General features: G+C 62.2%; 18 protein-coding genes and 1 pseudogene. 5 read left to right on the forward strand and 14 right to left on the reverse strand.

From position 1 onward, the window contains the following. Positions 1-44 precede the first annotated feature (44 nt). Positions 45-236: a hypothetical protein gene (locus FNZ07_RS01585; RefSeq protein ID WP_091007508.1), complete on the forward strand. Its 192-nt coding sequence runs from the start codon at positions 45-47 to the stop codon at positions 234-236. A gap of 436 nt (positions 237-672) precedes the next feature. Here the strand turns inward: FNZ07_RS01585 and FNZ07_RS01590 are convergent. From FNZ07_RS01590 to FNZ07_RS01640, 12 genes and pseudogenes are all read right to left on the reverse strand, one after another. Continuing rightward, a pseudogene (locus FNZ07_RS01590) lies at positions 673-1,715 on the reverse strand (ABC transporter permease). An 18-nt stretch (positions 1,716-1,733) separates the two neighbouring features. Further along, a complete protein-coding gene (locus FNZ07_RS01595; RefSeq protein WP_091007514.1) occupies positions 1,734-3,269 on the reverse strand; it encodes a sugar ABC transporter ATP-binding protein in 1,536 nt (511 codons plus the stop codon). A 67-nt stretch (positions 3,270-3,336) separates the two neighbouring features. Then, positions 3,337-4,341: an autoinducer 2 ABC transporter substrate-binding protein gene (locus FNZ07_RS01600; protein WP_091007517.1), complete on the reverse strand. Its 1,005-nt coding sequence runs from the start codon at positions 4,339-4,341 to the stop codon at positions 3,337-3,339. A gap of 24 nt (positions 4,342-4,365) precedes the next feature. After that, on the reverse strand, positions 4,366-4,647 hold the full coding sequence (locus FNZ07_RS01605; protein ID WP_091007520.1) for a hypothetical protein: 282 nt from the start codon (positions 4,645-4,647) through the stop codon (positions 4,366-4,368). A gap of 57 nt (positions 4,648-4,704) precedes the next feature. Further along, positions 4,705-5,736, reverse strand: a complete 1,032-nt coding sequence (locus FNZ07_RS01610) for an ABC transporter permease (RefSeq protein WP_091007522.1) — start codon at positions 5,734-5,736, stop codon at positions 4,705-4,707. A 78-nt stretch (positions 5,737-5,814) separates the two neighbouring features. Next, on the reverse strand, positions 5,815-6,774 hold the full coding sequence (gene rbsK / locus FNZ07_RS01615) for a ribokinase (protein WP_091007525.1): 960 nt from the start codon (positions 6,772-6,774) through the stop codon (positions 5,815-5,817). After that, a complete protein-coding gene (locus FNZ07_RS01620; protein ID WP_091007528.1) occupies positions 6,771-7,253 on the reverse strand; it encodes an RbsD/FucU family protein in 483 nt (160 codons plus the stop codon). Before FNZ07_RS01620 ends, rbsK begins: the two co-directional genes overlap by 4 nt. Before the next feature lie 71 nt (positions 7,254-7,324). After that, positions 7,325-9,550, reverse strand: a complete 2,226-nt coding sequence (locus FNZ07_RS01625) for an aldehyde dehydrogenase family protein (protein WP_409373392.1) — start codon at positions 9,548-9,550, stop codon at positions 7,325-7,327. Continuing rightward, on the reverse strand, positions 9,511-9,726 hold the full coding sequence (locus FNZ07_RS34415) for a hypothetical protein (RefSeq protein WP_409373376.1): 216 nt from the start codon (positions 9,724-9,726) through the stop codon (positions 9,511-9,513). Before FNZ07_RS34415 ends, FNZ07_RS01625 begins: the two co-directional genes overlap by 40 nt. 13 nt (positions 9,727-9,739) lie before the next feature. Next, positions 9,740-10,759 carry a deoxyribose-phosphate aldolase gene (gene deoC, locus FNZ07_RS01630; protein WP_091007534.1) on the reverse strand — a complete coding sequence of 340 codons (1,020 nt, stop codon included), beginning with the start codon at positions 10,757-10,759 and terminating at the stop codon, positions 9,740-9,742. A 195-nt stretch (positions 10,760-10,954) separates the two neighbouring features. After that, entirely contained in the window at positions 10,955-11,257 is a 303-nt protein-coding gene (locus FNZ07_RS01635) for a HigA family addiction module antitoxin (protein WP_091007538.1), read from the reverse strand. A gap of 13 nt (positions 11,258-11,270) precedes the next feature. Continuing rightward, on the reverse strand, positions 11,271-11,549 hold the full coding sequence (locus FNZ07_RS01640) for a type II toxin-antitoxin system RelE/ParE family toxin (protein ID WP_091007541.1): 279 nt from the start codon (positions 11,547-11,549) through the stop codon (positions 11,271-11,273). Between the two features lie 154 nt (positions 11,550-11,703). Here FNZ07_RS01640 and FNZ07_RS01645 point away from each other — a divergent pair, with 154 nt between their 5' ends. From FNZ07_RS01645 to flhC, 4 genes are all read left to right on the forward strand, one after another. After that, complete coding sequence (locus FNZ07_RS01645) at positions 11,704-12,252, forward strand: GNAT family N-acetyltransferase (RefSeq protein WP_091007544.1); 549 nt, start codon at positions 11,704-11,706, stop codon at positions 12,250-12,252. Between the two features lie 84 nt (positions 12,253-12,336). Continuing rightward, positions 12,337-13,179, forward strand: coding sequence for a 2OG-Fe(II) oxygenase (locus FNZ07_RS01650; protein ID WP_245811337.1), 843 nt, complete (start codon positions 12,337-12,339; stop codon positions 13,177-13,179). Positions 13,180-13,734: 555 nt separating this feature from the next. Next, on the forward strand, positions 13,735-14,055 hold the full coding sequence (gene flhD / locus FNZ07_RS01655; RefSeq protein ID WP_091007547.1) for a flagellar transcriptional regulator FlhD: 321 nt from the start codon (positions 13,735-13,737) through the stop codon (positions 14,053-14,055). Between the two features lie 24 nt (positions 14,056-14,079). Then, positions 14,080-14,643, forward strand: a complete 564-nt coding sequence (flhC, locus tag FNZ07_RS01660; protein ID WP_091008862.1) for a flagellar transcriptional regulator FlhC — start codon at positions 14,080-14,082, stop codon at positions 14,641-14,643. A gap of 124 nt (positions 14,644-14,767) precedes the next feature. Here flhC and FNZ07_RS01665 read toward each other — a convergent pair whose 3' ends face one another. Further along, positions 14,768-16,096 (reverse strand): Nramp family divalent metal transporter, encoded by a 1,329-nt coding sequence (locus FNZ07_RS01665; protein ID WP_091007551.1) that lies wholly within the window; start codon positions 16,094-16,096, stop codon positions 14,768-14,770. 60 nt (positions 16,097-16,156) lie between these two features. Continuing rightward, positions 16,157-17,350, reverse strand: coding sequence for an acyl-CoA dehydrogenase family protein (locus FNZ07_RS01670; RefSeq protein WP_091007554.1), 1,194 nt, complete (start codon positions 17,348-17,350; stop codon positions 16,157-16,159). Positions 17,351-17,372: the final 22 nt, after the last annotated feature.

The raw sequence follows: 17,372 nt of genomic DNA on the forward strand, positions 1-17,372 counted from the left end.
CGAGCAGTCCCGTCATGTGTTGCCAGCCAGAACGGAGGAAGACCATGCCACGCAAACTTGTGCTACCGCTCATTCTTATTTCCATCGGAGTCCTGATAGAGCTATTTCATCCTTTCAATGCGATGGCCGCGACGCTAGGACCCGGCTGGGGCGACCTGCTGAATGGCAGTGCCGGACTCGCATGCCTGGTTGTCGCTCTGGTCGTTGTGCTTATTACCCGCAAGCGGGAGGGCTAACACCTGCCGTCCCGTCCCCTCCCCCGTGATCACCCAACCGCGAGCACGCAGTGCGAGCGGGATGAATGATTGCCTTGTCACTACCGCAGAAGGTGCGAGGGATGATCTCGTCTCGGACCACCGCCGTTTCAGTGCGAGGACGACACTTAGGTGCGGGCCACGAAGGCGGCACATGGAAAGGACCCGGTAACGTTTCGAGCGGCTTTCTTTGCCTTCTTTCTTTGCCGCGGCAAAGAAAGAAGGTGCCGCCCCGCACAGGGGCAACGCCTGCGCCGCGAGGCGCTAATAACGAGCCGCCTGCACAGGCAAAAACAAAAAAATCGCCGGATGACAGCCGAGGGACCGTCAACCAGCGAGAGAGAAATCAACCACTGAGAGAAAAAGAGAGGACAGCAAAAACAAAACGAAAATGCACAGCGAAATCTGAAGCAAAAAATCACCTCCGCTGAAAAGCAAACATAGTCCCGGCAATCAGGATGAACGCCCCGACAATCACCTTCTGCCAGGTACTCGGCACCCCAACCAGTATCAATACGCCGTTGATCAGCGTCACCAGCACCACCCCCAGCAAGGTCCCGCAACCGTCCCGGTGCCCCCCGTAATCCGTGCCCCACCCAGTATCACAGCCGCAATCACATCGAGTTCCGAACCCACCAGATCGAACGGATTCGCGAGGCGATTATTCGACACATGCAAAATGCCCGCGATACCCGCCAGCATCCCCGTATAACCAAACACAAAAAGATGAATCGCCCGCAGGTTGTAGCCAAGCCGTTCCGCAATCGCGAGACTGCCGCCCATCGCGTACACACCACGCCCCATCATCGTGCGGTTCAAAAGCCACCACGTCACCCCCGCCGCGAGAAACAGCGCCACCACCGAAACCGGCAGCACTGCGCGCAACCCATCGGCGGTGTGATAGAAAAACAGCGGCACGCGGCCGAACCGGTCCATGCTGTACGGGATGTTCATGAAGAACGTCGTCCCGACAAAAGTCAGCAGGATGCCGCGGTACAGATACTGTGTGCCGATCGTCACGATCAGCGAAGGCGCCTTCAACCGGTGCACCAGCAACCCGTTGATCACACCGAGCACGACACCGCCCAGCGCACCCAGCAGCAGGATCAATGCAAACGGTGCGTCCGGCCACCACGCGAACACAGCCTTGGTGATCGAATACATCGTCAACGCGCCGATCGCCGTGAACGACACATCGATACCGCCCGATGCGAGCACCACGAGCGTCCCCAGCGCAAACAACGACATCGTCGTCGCCGAGTGCAGCAGATCGAACAGCGTCGCGAGCTGGAAGAAGCGCGGATTGATCGCCCCGACAATCACACAGATCGCCACGATCAACGCCATCGTGAGCCATTCGGGATTGCGCGTCAGCCTCGTGCCGAGGCTCGGCGGTTTGACTCGCGGCGCAACGTCGATGACGGGCGGCGGGTTCATGGTCGGGTCGGTACGCGAATTCATACTGGATAACACCCTCGATTATGCTGCGTCCGACAGCAACGCACGGTACAGCCCCGCCTCGTCCAGCTCGTCCGCACGGTACTCATTGGCCACACGTCCTTTCTTCATCAACAGAATGCGGTCGCAGTTTTGCAGCAGCTCAGGCAGATCGTCGCTGATCAGAATGATGCCGATGCCGCGCTTCGATAGTTGCTGCATGATCCGGTAGATGATGTCCTTCGAACCCACGTCGACACCGACCGTCGGTCCATGCAGGATCAGCACGTGCGGATCGATTGCGAGCCAGCGGCCGATCAGCACGCGCTGCTGGTTGCCGCCGGACAGTGATTGCACCGGCTTGTCGACGCCCGGCGTCGCGATCTGCAGATCGTTCACCGTCTGCTCGGCAAGTGCCTGCGCGCGCTTGCTGTCGACCTGGCCGAAGCGGTCGCGCAGGTTCGTGATCAGCGCGGTGATCACGTTGTCGCGAATCGATTTATCGAGAAACAACCCTTCGTTCAGGCGGTCTTCCGGCACGTAACCGATTCGCTGCTGGCGCGCATCCGAAGGTGTGCGCAATCTGATCGGCCGGCCTTCGAGCACGACCGTCCCGCTCTGCGCCGGCGCCACGCCGGCAAGCGCGCGCGCCAGTTCGTTGCGGCCCGAATCGAGCAACCCCGTCACGCCGACAATCTCGCCGCGGTGCAGCGCGAACGTCACGTCGCTGAATTGCCCCGCGCGCGACAGGCCGCGCACGTCGAGCACGATGTCCTGACCAAGGCCGCCTTCGCGGTAACGTTCGGTCGACAGATGGCGCCCTGTCATCAGTTCGCTGATCTGCGCCTTCGTATAGTTTGCAATCGGTCCCTGCGCCATCTTCTGGCCGTCGCGCAGCACGATGACCTCGCCGCCAATCGCATAACACTCGTCGAGCTTGTGGCTGACGAACAGCACCGTGACGCCCTGCGCACGCAGATTCGCGAGCACGGCGATCAGGTTGTCGACTTCCTTTTGCGTGAGCGAGGTTGTCGGTTCGTCCATGATGACGAAGCGCGCCTCGCTCGCAATCGCACGCGCGATCGCCACCAGTTGGCGCGTCGCGAGCGGCAGCTGTTCGACCAGTGTGCCGAGAAACGCAGCATCGCCAGGCAGGCCGACCGACTGCAGCGCACGCGCCGCCGTGCGAGCCAGTGCACGACGATCGAACGTTCGCGCAAGACGTCCGCCGTGTTCTGCAAGTTCCGAGGTCAGCCCGACGTTTTCGGCGACGCTCATGTTCGGCAGCAACGACAGGTCCTGATAGACTGTTTCGATGCCGGCGGCCAGCGCTTCGAGCGCGCTCAATCGCGCGTGCCGCACACCTTCGACGATCAGTTCGCCTTCGTCGGGCGGCTGCGCACCGGAGATGATCTTGATCAGCGTGCTCTTGCCGCAGCCGTTCTCGCCGAGCAGGTGATAGATCTGCCCGCGCTCGAACGACAGGCTCACGCCGCGCAGCGCATGCACGCCTGTGAACCGTTTATGTACGCCGACCACCTGCAGGAACGGCGTGGATGTGACCGCTTGATTCGTCATGACGCACCGCGAAGATAACGCACCGGTATGGCTACCGGCGCGCCGTTAGTCTGATCGAAGCGTGCGATCAGAACGGATACTGCTTGTAGTTCGACTTGTCGACGTTCACCCAACCCTGACCGCGCACGATGATGCCCTTGCCCGGTCCCTTCGCCACAGTCACCTTGTTGTAGCCCGGAATGCCGAGATCGGCGCCGTTCTCGACGGTCTTGCCATCGAGCAACAGCTTCGCGATCTTGTTCATCGCGAGGCCGGCAAGCTTCGGATCCCAGAACGCGATGCCGTTCACCGCGCCGCTTTCGAGGAACTTGCCCGCTTCGGTCGGCAGGCCCGTGCCGTACACGCAGATCTTGCCCTGCAGGCCCGCTTCTTCGACCGCTCGACCGATACCGATGATGTCGAGCGACGACGACCCCTGGAAGCCCTTCAGGTCCGGATGCTTGCGCAGCACTTCTTTCGCGACTTCGTAGGCGCGCTCGCCATCGTTATTGGTTTCGAGTTTCGGTTCGACGAGATTCATCTTCGGATACTTCGCCTTCGCGTTGTCGATGCCGCCGTCGGCCCACTGCACCTGCGAGCGGCTGCCCAGCGAGCCGACCAGCACCGCCCACTTGCCTTCGTCGTGCATGCACGATGCGAGCCGTTCGTTGAGACCGGCGCCGTACGCCGTGTTGTCGAACGCCTCGATGTCGACCATCGTGTTCTTCTCGTTGTCGGCCTCGTGCGTGACGACCTTGATGCCGCGATCCATCGCTTTCTTCAGCGCAGGTTCAAGGGTGGGCGGATCGTATGGCACCACCGCGATCGCGTTGACTTTCTTCGCGATCAGATCTTCGATGATCTTCAACTGTTGCGCTGCATCTGCGCGTCCCGGTCCGGTCTGGTAAGCGGTCACGCCCGGCGTGTCCTTCGCGAATTCCTTCACGCCGTCATCCATCCGGTTGAACCAGCTGATGCCCGTCACCTTGACGACCGTGACGATCGTCTCGTTGGTTGCCGCCTGCGCCGCGACGATCACGCCTGCTGCGAGAGTCCCCGCTGCCACGGCGGCAGCCAGTCGAGTCAGTTTCATGCCATGTCTCCTTTTTTGTGGTCCTTAAAGCCCCGGCAGCCTCAACCTTGAGGCAGCCTCGTTGATATCGCTATGGCATCGGGGTGACAGGGGAAGAGGCACCTCGAGGACCATGTAGGTCAGATGCTCGAGCGCCAGTCCCATTTCCCGGTGGTCCAGATAACCCCGGATGATTTTTCCACCATCGACCAAGCCAAGAGAAGCCGACGCCCCATGCTGATGCGCACTCGAAAGCTGGTCAGGCAACAATGCCTCCACCTCGCCGAGAACCCTCAAAATGAGCTTCGTCACACGATCGCTACTCATCTTTACTCCATCATCGCGCCTGCTCAGTTGCGTTCGATTGCGTTCGATTGCGCTCGTCTAAGGCTTCGTCTGCACGCGGTCGGCGCGCACGAAGCCGAAGATCGCACGCACCCGTTCGCCACCCGCAAACGCAAGCGACAGCAGCAACAGGAAACCCCATGTGCAGTCGCCGAAGAACTGCGACACGCCGAGTAGATTGAACAGGCTCGATAGAAATTGCAGCACGGTTGCTGCAAAGAACACACAGATAATGCGTCCGTAGCCGCCGGCGGGATTCACGCCGCCCATTACGGCGATCAGGATCGCGATCAGCAGATACGAATTGCCGTAGTCCCACTTCGCGCTCGACGTATGCGACGTGCTGATCAAACCCGCCAGCGATGCGAGTACGCCGCACATCGCATAGGTAAGCACGAGCATGCGCGTACGCGGAATTCCCGCGTAAAACGCGGCCTTCGGGTTCGTGCCCATCAGATACAGGCGCAGGCCGAATGGGCTGCGCCTGAGCAGCCAGCCCAGCACGACGATTGCCGCGATGAAGATGACAAACGAAATCGGTACCTGAAACACGGTGCCGTTGCCGATGTCCGACAGAGGATCGACGTAGTCGACGTGCACCGAAGCACCATTGCTGAGCACCACGGCAAAGCCGGTGAACAGCAACTGCGTGCCGAGCGTGCAGAGAATCGGTGTGAGTTGCAACCGAGCGATCACGACGCCGTTCAGCAGCCCACCGAGCAGCCCCATCGCAACCACGATCACGCAAAACAGCGACGTATAGAGCACCGGCGAATCGTCGCCGCTTACGAAGTGCGGCACGATCAGCGCGGCGACCATCCCCGACAGATTGGCAAGTCCGACGCCCGACAGATCGATGCCGCCGTTGCCGGAAATCATCGATAGCATGATGCCGAGCGCAAGCAGGCCGAGTTCGGGTAGCTGACTACCCATCGACTGCAGGTTGTCGATTCCGACGAACAAGCCATGCGACAGTACCGTCGCAATCACCACGACCAGTACGTTGACGATGAGCAGAAAATTCAGTTGCCGGTCGGCGAACAGCTTTCCGGCGGCAGGCAAGGACTTCATGATGACGACCAGCTCCTTCTGACTGCGGGACTGCCTGTAACCTGTATCGCGACATCGACAACGGCCTGCACGAAAGTCCTATCGACTCCCGGCGCGCGCTGCGTCGCTCAACACCTGATTCACTTCGCTCAAACTCGGCATCGACGGCGCGGTGCCCGGCCGCGTAACGGAGATGCCCGCTAGCGCACAGCCGAAGCGCATCGCTTCAACGGGGTCGGCGCCGCGCGCAAGCGCCGCTGCGAACCCGCCGGTAAAGCCGTCGCCCGCGCCCGCGGTTTCGACCACCTTGCCGCAGCGGAACGCCGGCACCAGCACCGACTGCTGCGCCGAATGCAGCAACGCGCCCGCTTCGCCGAGCGTAATGATGGCTGTGCCGACGCCCTTCTCGAGCAGCAGCTCAGCGGCACGGCGCGCGTCGTCGATCGATTCGATCGGCACACCCGTCAGCGCTTCGGCTTCCGTTTCGTTTGGCGTGATGTAGTCGCACAGCGGATAGAGATCGTCGGGCAGCGGCATAGCCGGCGCCGGATTGAACACGGTGATCACACCATGTCGCCGCGCGACTTCGAGACCGCGCCGCGCAGCCGGCAGCGGCTGCTCGAGCTGCGTGACGAACACACGCGCAGCGGCGATATCGGCTTCGATTGCATCGACGTCGGTGGCGCTCATCGTGCCGGCCGCACCGGCCGCGACGATGATCGCGTTCATGCCGGTCGTCTCGTCGACGAAGATGTGTGCGGCACCAGTCGATAGATTGTCGACTGTCGTGGCGCGCGCGGTGATGCCTTCGGTCGCCCATGTCGCGCGTGCAATCTCGCCGAACGCATCATTGCCGATGCGCGTGCAGAACACCACATCGGCGCCTGCTCGCGCGGCCGCAACCGCCTGATTCGAGCCCTTACCGCCTGGCCCCATCGCGAACGCGGTACCGGCAATCGTTTCGCCGATCAGCGGCATGCGCGCGGCGCGAAACGTCAGATCGGTTACGTAGATGCCGAGGATGACAACCCGGCCGCCGCGTTCGGGCTGCGTGTTCATGCGTCGTTCCTTGCGGGGTCGCGTGGCGCGTCCGGCGCGAGCAATACGCCCTTGCTGAAAACGAAGCAGCCGTAGCCGCGCTGTTCGCCGGTTGCGATCACGCAGTAAGCCTTGCGGGCACGCTCGTAAAACGCAAACCGTTCGATCGAGGCAAGCGGCACGCTGCGACCTTCGGCTGCGTCGATTTCAGCCTGCACTTCACGTTGCACAGCCGGAATCGTGTTCGGCTCGCCGACCACTTCCATACGCAGCGCCGGATGTTCGACGAACGTATCGAGCGGCATCACCGACAGCACCGCGCGAACCGCGCGCGCCGAATCGACGCCGTCGAGGCGCAGCACCTTGCCAAGCACGGTTGCGCGGGCGACGGAGTCGCCGGGGAAATTCGCGTCGCAGATCACCAGTTCGTCGCCGTGTCCCATTGCGCGCAGCGCATGCAGGATGTCGGCGTTCAACAGCGGGTCCAGATTCTTCAGCACATCGTCTCCTTCGTGTCGGTTGCGCGGGTTCGCACGTTGAGTGCCTGCGCGCCTGCGGATATCGCGGACGCTCAGTCGCCGTACGGTATCCAGATATTTTTCACTTGTATAGCTTCACGCAGCCACACGGGCCCTTCGCTCGACCGGTCGAACCAGTCGAACTGGCGGCCGTAATCGACGAAGGTGCGCTTCAGGTTGCCGATCGACTCGCGTTCGACTAACGCCGAGTGCGCTTCACTGCCGAAGCACCACAGCGCGTCGACGTCGTCGTGCTTCGCAAGCGCACCGAGCAGCGCGTCGCGTTCGCCGGTCACGATGTTCAGTGCGCCGTCGGGCACGTCCGAGGTTTCGACGACCTGGTAAAAGTCGGTTGCTGCGAGCGGGCACGTCGTGCTCGGCAGCACGACCACGCGGTTGCCGAGTGCAAGCGCCGGCGCCACCAGCGAGATAAACGACAGCAGCGGCGCTTCATCGGGACACGCGATGCCGATCACGCCGAGCGGTTCGTGCATCGCCAGCGCGACGCCGCGTAGCGGCGGCGTATGCACCGCGCCATCGAACTTGTCGGCCCATGCCGCGTAGGTGAAGAGGCGCGCCACCGAGGCATCGACTTCCGCCCGTGCGACTGCTTCGCCGGTGCCGGTACGCGCCATCAACTGCCGCGCGAATTCCGCAGCGCGCACGGTGAGATTTTCGGCGAGGAAGTACAGCACCTGCGCGCGGTTATGTGCGGTGGTCTGCGACCACTTCTGCGCGCTGCGCGCGGCGGCCACGGCATTGCGGATGTCCTTGCGGTTGCCACTGCCGACTTCGCCGGCCAGTGTGCCGTCGTGCGCATACACCGGCAGCACGTAACCGCTGTCGGGCCGTACCTGCTTGCCGCCGATAAACAGCTTCGCGGTGCGATCGACGGTCTGCAGCAGTGCGGTATCGGTGGCGAAGTCCGATTCCGTTTCCTCGTGCGCGGCCGCTTGCGGCGCCGGACGACGCATCGCAAGATCGAGCCATGCGAGCGGCTGCAGATATTCGTAGAGACCTTCACGGCCGCCTTCGCGTCCATAGCCCGACTCGCGATAACCACCGAAGCCGACCGCCGCATCGAACAGATTGGTCGCGTTGACCCACACGACGCCCGCAGCCAGTTGCGGTGCGATGTCCAGCGCGCGGCCGATAGTCTCGCTCCACACGCTGGCTGCGAGACCGTAGCGCGTGTTGTTCGCGAGCGCGACGGCTTCGTCGGGTGTACGAAAGCTCATCGCCACCAGCACCGGGCCGAAGATTTCTTCCTGAGCCAACGTCGATGCAGGTGCGACACCGGTGACGAGCGTCGGCGGATAAAAGCAGCCTCCCGACGGCAGACCGGTCTCCGACGCCTGCCACACCGCGCAACCTTCGCGACGACCGGTTTCGACGAGACCGCGAATGCGTTCGAGTTGCACCGGATCGACGATCGCGCCGATATCGATGCTCTTGTCGAGCGACGGGCCGACGCGCAGCGTCTGCATGCGGCGCTTGAGCTTGTCGATGAAGCGCGCCTCGACACCTTCCTGCACGAGCAGCCGCGAACCCGCGCAGCACACCTGCCCCTGGTTGAACCAGATCGCGTCGACCACGCCCTCGACGGCACCGTCGAGATCCGCATCGTCGAACACGATGAACGGCGACTTACCGCCGAGTTCAAGCGTAAGCGACTTGCCCGAGCCCGCGGTGCGCGAACGGATCAACCGCCCCACTTCCGTCGACCCGGTGAACGCAATCTTGTCGACCTGCGGATGCTCGACGAGCGCGGCGCCTGTGCTGCCGTCACCGCTTACGACATTCAGCACGCCGGCAGGCAACCCCGCACGTTGCGCAAGTTCAGCGAACAACAACGCAGTGAGCGGCGTGTATTCAGCGGGCTTCAGTACGACGCAGTTGCCGGTGGCGAGCGCCGGTGCAATCTTCCATGCGAGCATGAGCAGCGGGAAATTCCACGGCACGATCTGACCGATCACGCCGAGCGGTGCCCAGCCTGCGAATTCGCTGTCCTGCAACTGCGCCCAGCCCGCGTGATACAGGAAATGCCGCGCGACGAGCGGCACATCGATGTCGCGCGTCTCGCGGATCGGCTTGCCGTTGTCGAGTGCTTCGAGCACGGCGAAGAGCCGGCTGTGCCGCTGCACCATGCGCGCAAGCGCATACAGATGCCGGGCACGCCCTGCACCACCGAGCGCGCGCCATGCCGGCTGCGCTTTACGCGCGGCGAGCACCGCCGCATTTACGTCGGCGGCATCGCCTTGCGCAACGTGTGCAAGCAGTTCACCGCTCGCAGGCGCATGCGTTTCGAAACGCTGGCCGGCAGCCGGCGCACGCCACGCACCATCGATGAAATGCCCGAAGGTCGACTCGTGCTGCGCGAGCCACGCGCGTACGGGTTGATCGTCCTCGGGGCGGGACCGTACTCCATCGAAGAAAAATACTCGGCTACGCTCATGAGATCGGTCTGTTCAGGCAACGGGGTGACGATTGAAGGCGGAATAACGGCCGCTCGCGTAGTGCTCGAGCTGGCGTTCGATGTCGGCAAGCAGGCTCGATGCGCCGATCCGGAACAGTTCCGGCTCGAGCCACGCACGGCCGAGTTCTTCCTTCATCAGGATCTGGTACGAAAGCACGGACTTCGCGCTGGAGACACCGCCCGCCGGCTTGAAACCGATCAGCACGCCGGTACGCGCGTGATATTCGCGGATCATCCGCACCATCACGAGCGCAACGTCGAGCGTCGCGTTGACGCCTTCCTTGCCGGTCGACGTCTTGATGAAATCGGCGCCGGCCATCATGCATACCATCGATGCACGCGCAACGTTCGACAGCGTGCGGATGTCGCCGGTGGCCAGAATCGCCTTCAGATGCGCGGGGCCGCACGCGGCGCGGAATTCGCGCACTTCGTCGTAGAGCGCCTGCCAGTTGCCGGTGAGCACGTGTTCGCGCGTGATGACGATGTCGATTTCGGCCGCGCCGTCGGCCACCGACGCCTCGATTTCCTTCAGCTTCAGCGGATGGGGAATAAGCCCGGCCGGAAAACCCGTCGACACCGCGGCAACGGGGATGCCGCTGCCTTGCAGCGCATCGACTGCCGCGGCGACGAAGCGATGGTAGACGCACACCGCCCCCGTCGAGATGGCGTGCGGCGCGATGCCGAGTGCGTCGAGCAGGTCTGCCCGCACCGGTTGGCGTGCCTTGGCGCACAGGCGCCGGACGCGCCCTTCGGTGTCGTCGCCGCTCAGCGTGGTGAGATCGATACAGGTGATCGCCTTCAGCAGCCATGCCGCCTGGGCGTCTTTCTTGACCGTGCGCCGCGTGGCGAGCGTGGCAGTGCGCCGCTCGACCGCCGACTGATTGACACGCAGGCCATCGAGCCAGCCGGCGTCGAACGGCATGCCCGGATTGCGCAGCGGCTGAACGGCGGCGCCGCGGTGCAATGCGACGACCGGCTGGGATAGCGTGGACAGCGTGGGAGCTTCAAACATGAGACATCCGTGTGTTTCGTGCAGCGCGCATCAACCGCTGATGGCTGATGGTGGGTTGTTCCCACATATGCTACATCGATTGAGAGGATCATAACAAGCTTCGTTACGATCATTTCCATCTGTGTTTTCCCGGATATCCCTTTCCTGCCCCCTCAAAAAACCCGAACCTCCCGTCCAGCGATTCGGGCCAGGCGGCTAGGCGGCGAGAGGCACCGCCCTTTGAATCTTCTCGAGTTCGTCGGCGAGTTCCTCCTTGGCCATCGCCGTATCGTGGTCAAGCTGCAGGCCGGTCCAGAATTCGTCGCTTGTGCCAAAGTAGCGGGACAGGCGCAGCCCCGTATCGACGGTAATCGCCCGGTTACCGGCGATGATTTCGCCGATGCGGCGCTGCTGAACACCAATGTCTTTTGACAGACGATAGGCGGTGATGCCCATCGGGCGGAGAAACTCTTCTTGCAGGATTTCGCCCGGGGTCGGGTACACGACTGCGCGTGTCATGATGATTCTCCAGTTAGTGGTAGTCGACGATCTCGACGTCAAGCGCGTTGCCATTCTCGAAGAAAAAACACACGCGCCACTGGTCGTTGATGCGAATGCTGTACTGCCCCTTCCGGTCGCCCTTGAGCGCTTCGAACCGGTTGTTCGGCGGGATGCGCAGGTCGTTGAGATTCGCCGCACGGTGAAGCATGGCAAGCTTGCGCATCGCGACAGTCTCGATGTTCACGAATCGCGCCACGCGCGTGCCTGAAAACATGGTTTCGGTATCGGGACATTTGAAGTTCGAGATCATGTGAAATAGTATTGATGCGCGATAGTATTGTCAAACGATAGTAACGACCCGCAGCAACATCCCGCATCGACAACGACGCGAAACGTTGCGTTACCCTCACCTGCGGCGCAGTTCACCGACTACCTTCAGCACGCAGACCATAAGGACATCCGCCGTGACCCGCAATATCCCGATCGGACAACTCGGCCCCGCCGATCTCGACGCCTATTTCCAGTTGCGGCTGCGCGGCCTCGCCGAGCATCCCGAAGCATTCGGCCAGAGTCACGCCGAAGCGCTCGCGAAGGGCGCGGCGCAGCATGAAGTGATGCTCGATGGCAGATCCGCTGCCGAGGGTAATTTCATCCTCGGCGCGTCGCTGTCGGCAGAGGGTCCGCTAGTCGGCACGATCGCCATGGTGCGTTCGCCGGGGGAGCGCAAACGGCACAGGGCATCGGTGGTCGGCATGTATGTCGTACCGGAGGCAAGCCGACAGGGCGTAGGCCGCGCTTTGCTCGAAGCGCTGCTCGCACGCGCCGCGCGGATCGACGGCGTGCGCCAGCTGGAGCTGGGTGTGACGAGCACGAATGTTGCCGCGCGCAGGCTGTATGAATCGTTTGGCTTTGTCGCGTACGGCCGTGAGATCGACGCATTGCGCGTGGGCAGCGAGTATCACGACGCCGATCTGATGGTGTGTTTCATCACGCCGCGCGTGCCTTCCAGTTAGAGAATTAGAGAGCAAGACTCGGCGCGTCACGTAACGCCTGTCTCCGTACACTGACTTCATTGCGAATGTTCAGAGGAACAGGCCATGCCCAGTCATTTCATGCTGCAGGACACGTTGCCCGGCGTCGAGCCTCGGGACTTGATTGAATCGAAATCGAGCGAAGTAAGTAACGCGCACAGCGACGACGCCACACTCGACCGACCATCGATTGCCTCCACCGCATCGATCTCGCATCGCGTCGATACCGCCGACTGGCCACGCATCGCGCGCGAACTCGACCAGTACGGCTGCGCGATGCTGCCCGGCCTGCTGGACGCACGCGAATGCAATGCACTGGCCGCGCTGTACCCGCGCGACGATCTCTATCGCAGCCGCGTCGTCATGGCGCGCCACGGTTTCGGACGCGGCGAATATCGCTACTTCGACTATCCGTTGCCGGATGTCGTCGGCGGTTTGCGCGAAGCGTTGTATCCGCATTTCGTACCGGTGGCAAACCGCTGGAACGAGACGATGGGCATCGAGGTCCGCTACCCGACCACGCATGCGGCATTTCTGCGCCGCTGTCACGACGCGGGTCAGTTGCGCCCGACTCCGTTGATCCTGCAATACGGCAAGGACGACTACAACTGTCTGCATCAAGACCTGTACGGCGAGCACGTGTTTCCATTACAGGCGGCGATCCTGCTATCCGAACCGGACGTTGACTTCAGCGGCGGCGAATTCGTGATGACCGAGCAGCGCCCGCGGATGCAGTCGCGTGTGGAGGTCGTCCCCTTGCGCCAGGGCGATGCGGCGATCTTCGCCGTGCATCACCGGCCGGTGCAGGGCACGCGCGGGCCGTATCGCGTCAATCTGCGGCACGGCGTGAGCCGTTTGCGTTCGGGGCGGCGGCATACGCTGGGCGTGATCTTTCACGACGCACTGTGAGATTCGGCCCGGTAGCCGGACACGAACAATTTTCCTGTATTTGTAACAACGTCTGCACCATCTTGCGGCATCCGTACTTGTCCCTATTTGCCCGCAACCCACCCCGCCGAATTCGCATCTTTTACCGTTTTGTTTGAATTCATTCTTTTCAATTACCCAACGGATTTGACATTTCAGCTAATTTAGTAGAACTCCCCCAAGCCAAGAATCCATTCCGTTAAACGCTTGTGTATCAACGCTCTCCATCGATTGACCCCGACCACGACAGGCCCAAAAGACCCTTTCCAAAATTGCATTACACGCAGATGAAAAACTTACCGAAATTCAACGTCACTTTTTCAGATATTTTTTTGAAAAGGTATTGATTTCCTGAATTCCCCTTCATACAATTCGCTCCAAGGTGTTACGAGTTGTAACACCTTGTATCAACTAGTCACTCCTTGTATCAAAGAGGAGGACTGATCGCCAGGCGGCAAGGTCGTCGGCGGGGGGTTACAAGAGCATAAACGGCAGGAAATGCCGACGGGTAATACGGGGCTTCGGAAACATAACTAAATGGACCGTAGCAGCGAGACGCTGGAGTCAATCCGCGAAATCAATTTGTCGTACATCATGCTCGCGCAGCGCATGTTGCGCGAGGACAAGCCTGTCGGGATGTTCCGGCTGGGACTGTCATCGGAGCTGGCCGATCTGCTTGCCGGACTGTCGCTCGCACAGATCGTCAAGCTGGCCGCCTCCGATCAGCTTTTATGTTTTTTCCGCTTCAACGACCATGCCATGTTGTCGGCGTTGACGCAGACCACGAAACATGCAGAAGTAGCGCCGACTCACGCGGCTATCCTGCTAGCAGGCCAGCCGGCCGAGCAGTTTGCCTGACGAGGAACCGCAACCATGACTGCGATGCTCAAGCGAAGCCTGACCGAAGACGCACAAGACGTCTTTCGCGCCATCGCGCTGATCGAACTCGGCGCGCGCATGCAGGTGCTGGAAAGCGAGCTCACGCTGTCGCGCGACCGGATGATCCGCCTGTATCGCGAGGTCAAAGGCGTGTCGCCTCCGAAGGGCATGCTGCCGTTTTCCGCAGACTGGTACATGACGTGGCTGGCTAACATTCACGCGTCGCTTTTCTATAATACGTATCTGTTCCTGAAGAACGAGGCGCGTTGCTCGCATCTCGACGCGCTGACCAAGGGCTACAGGCTGTACCTCGAACACTGCCGGCATAGCGAAACCGAGCCGGTGCTGGATTTGACCCGTGCCTGGACGCTCGTGCGTTTCTTCGACGCGAACATCCTGCAACTGACACCGTGCTGCCGTTGCGGCGGCAAGTTCGTTGCGCACAAGCATGATTTGCAGCAAAACGTCGTGTGCGGGGCTTGTCAGCCACCGTCACGCGCCGGTAAAACAAAAAAGGCGGCCGCCGCCGCGAAACAGGAAGTGCCGACGATTGCAGAAGCGGCCTGATAGGGGGTGAAATAAAGCGGCTCGCAAGAAGCCGTTTTCGGAGTGCGGCGGGTAAAAAGCCTCATGAAGCCGTGTCACGTGGCCACGTGACACGGCTCGTTTTTTTAGGGCGCAGCAAAAACCTTCATCCGATCCAGCCGAACGTCTGCACCGCGAGCCACAGGTTCGCCACGCTGATCGCCACGAACAGGAACCACGCCAGCACGCGGGTGGGCAGCCGGTTCGCGAAGGCGCCCATCAGCGTGCGGTCGTCGGTCATCCGGATCAGCGGATAGAGCGCGAAAGGCAATTGCAGGCTCAACACCACCTGGCTTGCGACCAGCAGTTTGCCGACCGCATCGTTACCGAGCATCGATACGCCGATCAAAGCCGGAATCAACGCCAGCGCGCGCGTGATAAAGCGGCGCTGCCAGCACGGAATCTTCATCTTGAGGAAGCCTTCCATGATCACCTGGCCGGCAATCGTCCCGGTGAAGGTCGAGCTCTGTCCCGACGCAAGCAGCGTGATCGCGAACAGCACGGCGGCAAAACCGGTTCCGACGATCGGCGCAAGCAGCTTGTAGGCATCCTCGATTTCGGTCACCTGGTTGTGGCCCGTCGCGTTGAATGCGGCAGCCGCGAGAATCAGGATCGCGGCGTTAATCAGCAGTGCGAGCGTCAGCGAGACGAGCGTGTCGATGCGCGACAGGCCGATCGCCGATGCGATGCTGCGCGCGTCGCGCTTCACCGCGCGCGTTTGCACGATCGACGAATGCAGATACAGGTTGTGCGGCATGACGGTCGCACCGAGGATGCCGATCGCAAGATACAGCGGCTCGCGCTCGCTGACAGCCGACCACGACGGCACGAGCCCCTGCATCACCGACGGCCAGTGCGGCTGCACGAGCGCGAGTTCGATTACGTAGCCGAGGCCGATCGTCGCGACGAGGCCCAGCATGATCGCTTCGAGATCGCGGAAGTTCTTGCCCTTCAGGCCGAGCACGATCAGCGTATCGAACGCGGTGAGCAACACGCCAACCGTCAGCGAACACTTGAACAGCAGATGAAACGCAAGCGCACCGCCCAGCACTTCGGCCAGGTCGCAGGCAACGATCGACAGTTCGGCCAGCAGCCATTGTCCGCGCGCGACCATCGGCGAATAGCGGCTGCTCGATAGTTGCGCGAGATCCTGGCCGGTGACGATACCAAGCCGCATGCTCAGACATTGCAGCACCATCGCCGCGAGACTCGACAGCACGACGACGAACAGCAGGCTATAGCCGTAGCGCGAACCGGCTTCGATATCGGTGGCCCAGTTGCCCGGGTCCATATAGCCGATCGATATCAGCAGGCCGGGGCCGGCAAACTGCAGGAGTTTCTTCCAGAACGGCGCGGACGGCGAAACCGCGACGGTGCCCTGTACTTCAGATGGACAGAACGGCGCGGTGGCGGTGGTCGGGAGTTTGAACTGCAAGCCGGTTTCCTCGCGGTGGGAAGCACCGCTAGGCCTCGTCGGCGGGGGCGGCGAACGGCCTCAAGTGTACAGAGAAACTTCCGGCAATGTCCCGTTCAGCGCGTAGCGACCGACGTCGCGCACGCGGTAGTCGAGCGGGTCGTGCAGCGTGTGCACGCGTGCGTTGCGCCAGAAGCGGTCGAGCGCGAGCGGTGCGCCGGTCGCGCGGGCGCCGCATGCGTCGAAGAGGTTTTCGCTGACGTCGAGCGCGGCGCGATGCGCGACGATCTTTGCTTCCGATGTGGCTAGTGCGACGTGGGCGCGTTCGTCGGCGGTTAGAGCAGTGCCCTTTTGCCATGCGTCGTCGAGTGCCTCGGCGGCGCGCGTGGCAAGCGCTTCCGCACTCACCGCCTGCAGACGCATTTCGCCGAAGCGCTGGATGACGTAGGGATCGTCGGTGGCAGTCGCTACGCCTGACGTGATCCACGGGCGGCCGTGCTGCGTGACATAACGGCGCGCTTCTTCGAGTGCGCCTTGCGCAATGCCGACGAACAGGTTGGTCAGCACCAGTTGCGACACGAGTGTGCGCAGTGTTGCACGCGGTGTCGGCGGGGCTTCGGAGCGATGCAACACCTCGTCGGCTGCGAGCGTTACGTGCTCGAACGACACGCTGCCGCTATCGGTCTGGCGCTGACCGATCGGATTCCAGTCGTCGTGCACCGTGATACCCGCGCGCGTGGTCGGCACGACGCCGAACACCGGTTTGCCAGTTGCGGGATCGTGTGCGGATACGGTCATCATCTGCGAGCCGCGCGTGCCCGAGCAGAAACCCTTCGTGCCATCGATGCGATACCCGCCATCCGCCGTCGCGGTCGCGATGAGCCGCGTGTCGAGCGGATTGACGGCATTGCCCCACCACCACCGTGCGTCAACGGTGCCGCGCAGATAGCGTGCGCGCTGCGCGTCGTTACCCCATACATCGACACTGACCACCTGTAGACACTGGAATCCGAGCAGATGCGCGAGCGCACTGTCGACTGTCGCGATCGCGCGGATTGTCCGGTAGATGTCGGTCCAGCGCGCGCCCGCACCGCCGAATTCGCGCGGCACAGCGAGCGTCAGCAGCCCGGCATCGGCGATCCATTGTTTTTCTTCGGCGGCATGCCCGCCGTCGCGGTCGCGCTGCGCAGCGGTCGCGCGCAATGCATCGAGCAGGTTGTCGAGGTCACGTGTGCTTTGAGTTGTGACGGGGACAGGTTTGCGTAGATCGTTCAAGCGACCTCCTCCGCGCACACAA

The organism is Paraburkholderia megapolitana (genome assembly GCF_007556815.1).
In the GTDB taxonomy this organism is placed as follows: Bacteria; Pseudomonadota; Gammaproteobacteria; order Burkholderiales; family Burkholderiaceae; genus Paraburkholderia; species Paraburkholderia megapolitana.

Excerpts from the sequence above, each read along its gene's own strand:
- rbsK (WP_091007525.1), bottom strand. The coding sequence starts at position 6,774 with ATGAACACGCAGCCCGAACGCGGCGGCCGGGTTGTCATCCTCGGCATC.
- FNZ07_RS01635 (WP_091007538.1), bottom strand. The coding sequence starts at position 11,257 with ATGACACGCGCAGTCGTGTACCCGACCCCGGGCGAAATCCTGCAAGAA.
- FNZ07_RS01595 (WP_091007514.1), bottom strand. The coding sequence starts at position 3,269 with ATGACGAATCAAGCGGTCACATCCACGCCGTTCCTGCAGGTGGTCGGC.
- FNZ07_RS01605 (WP_091007520.1), bottom strand. The coding sequence starts at position 4,647 with ATGAGTAGCGATCGTGTGACGAAGCTCATTTTGAGGGTTCTCGGCGAG.
- flhD (WP_091007547.1), top strand. The coding sequence starts at position 13,735 with ATGGACCGTAGCAGCGAGACGCTGGAGTCAATCCGCGAAATCAATTTG.
- flhC (WP_091008862.1), top strand. The coding sequence starts at position 14,080 with ATGCTCAAGCGAAGCCTGACCGAAGACGCACAAGACGTCTTTCGCGCC.
- deoC (WP_091007534.1), bottom strand. The coding sequence starts at position 10,759 with ATGTTTGAAGCTCCCACGCTGTCCACGCTATCCCAGCCGGTCGTCGCA.
- FNZ07_RS01610 (WP_091007522.1), bottom strand. The coding sequence starts at position 5,736 with ATGAAGTCCTTGCCTGCCGCCGGAAAGCTGTTCGCCGACCGGCAACTG.
- FNZ07_RS01585 (WP_091007508.1), top strand. The coding sequence starts at position 45 with ATGCCACGCAAACTTGTGCTACCGCTCATTCTTATTTCCATCGGAGTC.
- FNZ07_RS01600 (WP_091007517.1), bottom strand. The coding sequence starts at position 4,341 with ATGAAACTGACTCGACTGGCTGCCGCCGTGGCAGCGGGGACTCTCGCA.
- FNZ07_RS34415 (WP_409373376.1), bottom strand. The coding sequence starts at position 9,726 with ATGAGCGTAGCCGAGTATTTTTCTTCGATGGAGTACGGTCCCGCCCCG.
- FNZ07_RS01640 (WP_091007541.1), bottom strand. The coding sequence starts at position 11,549 with ATGATCTCGAACTTCAAATGTCCCGATACCGAAACCATGTTTTCAGGC.
- FNZ07_RS01650 (WP_245811337.1), top strand. The coding sequence starts at position 12,337 with ATGCCCAGTCATTTCATGCTGCAGGACACGTTGCCCGGCGTCGAGCCT.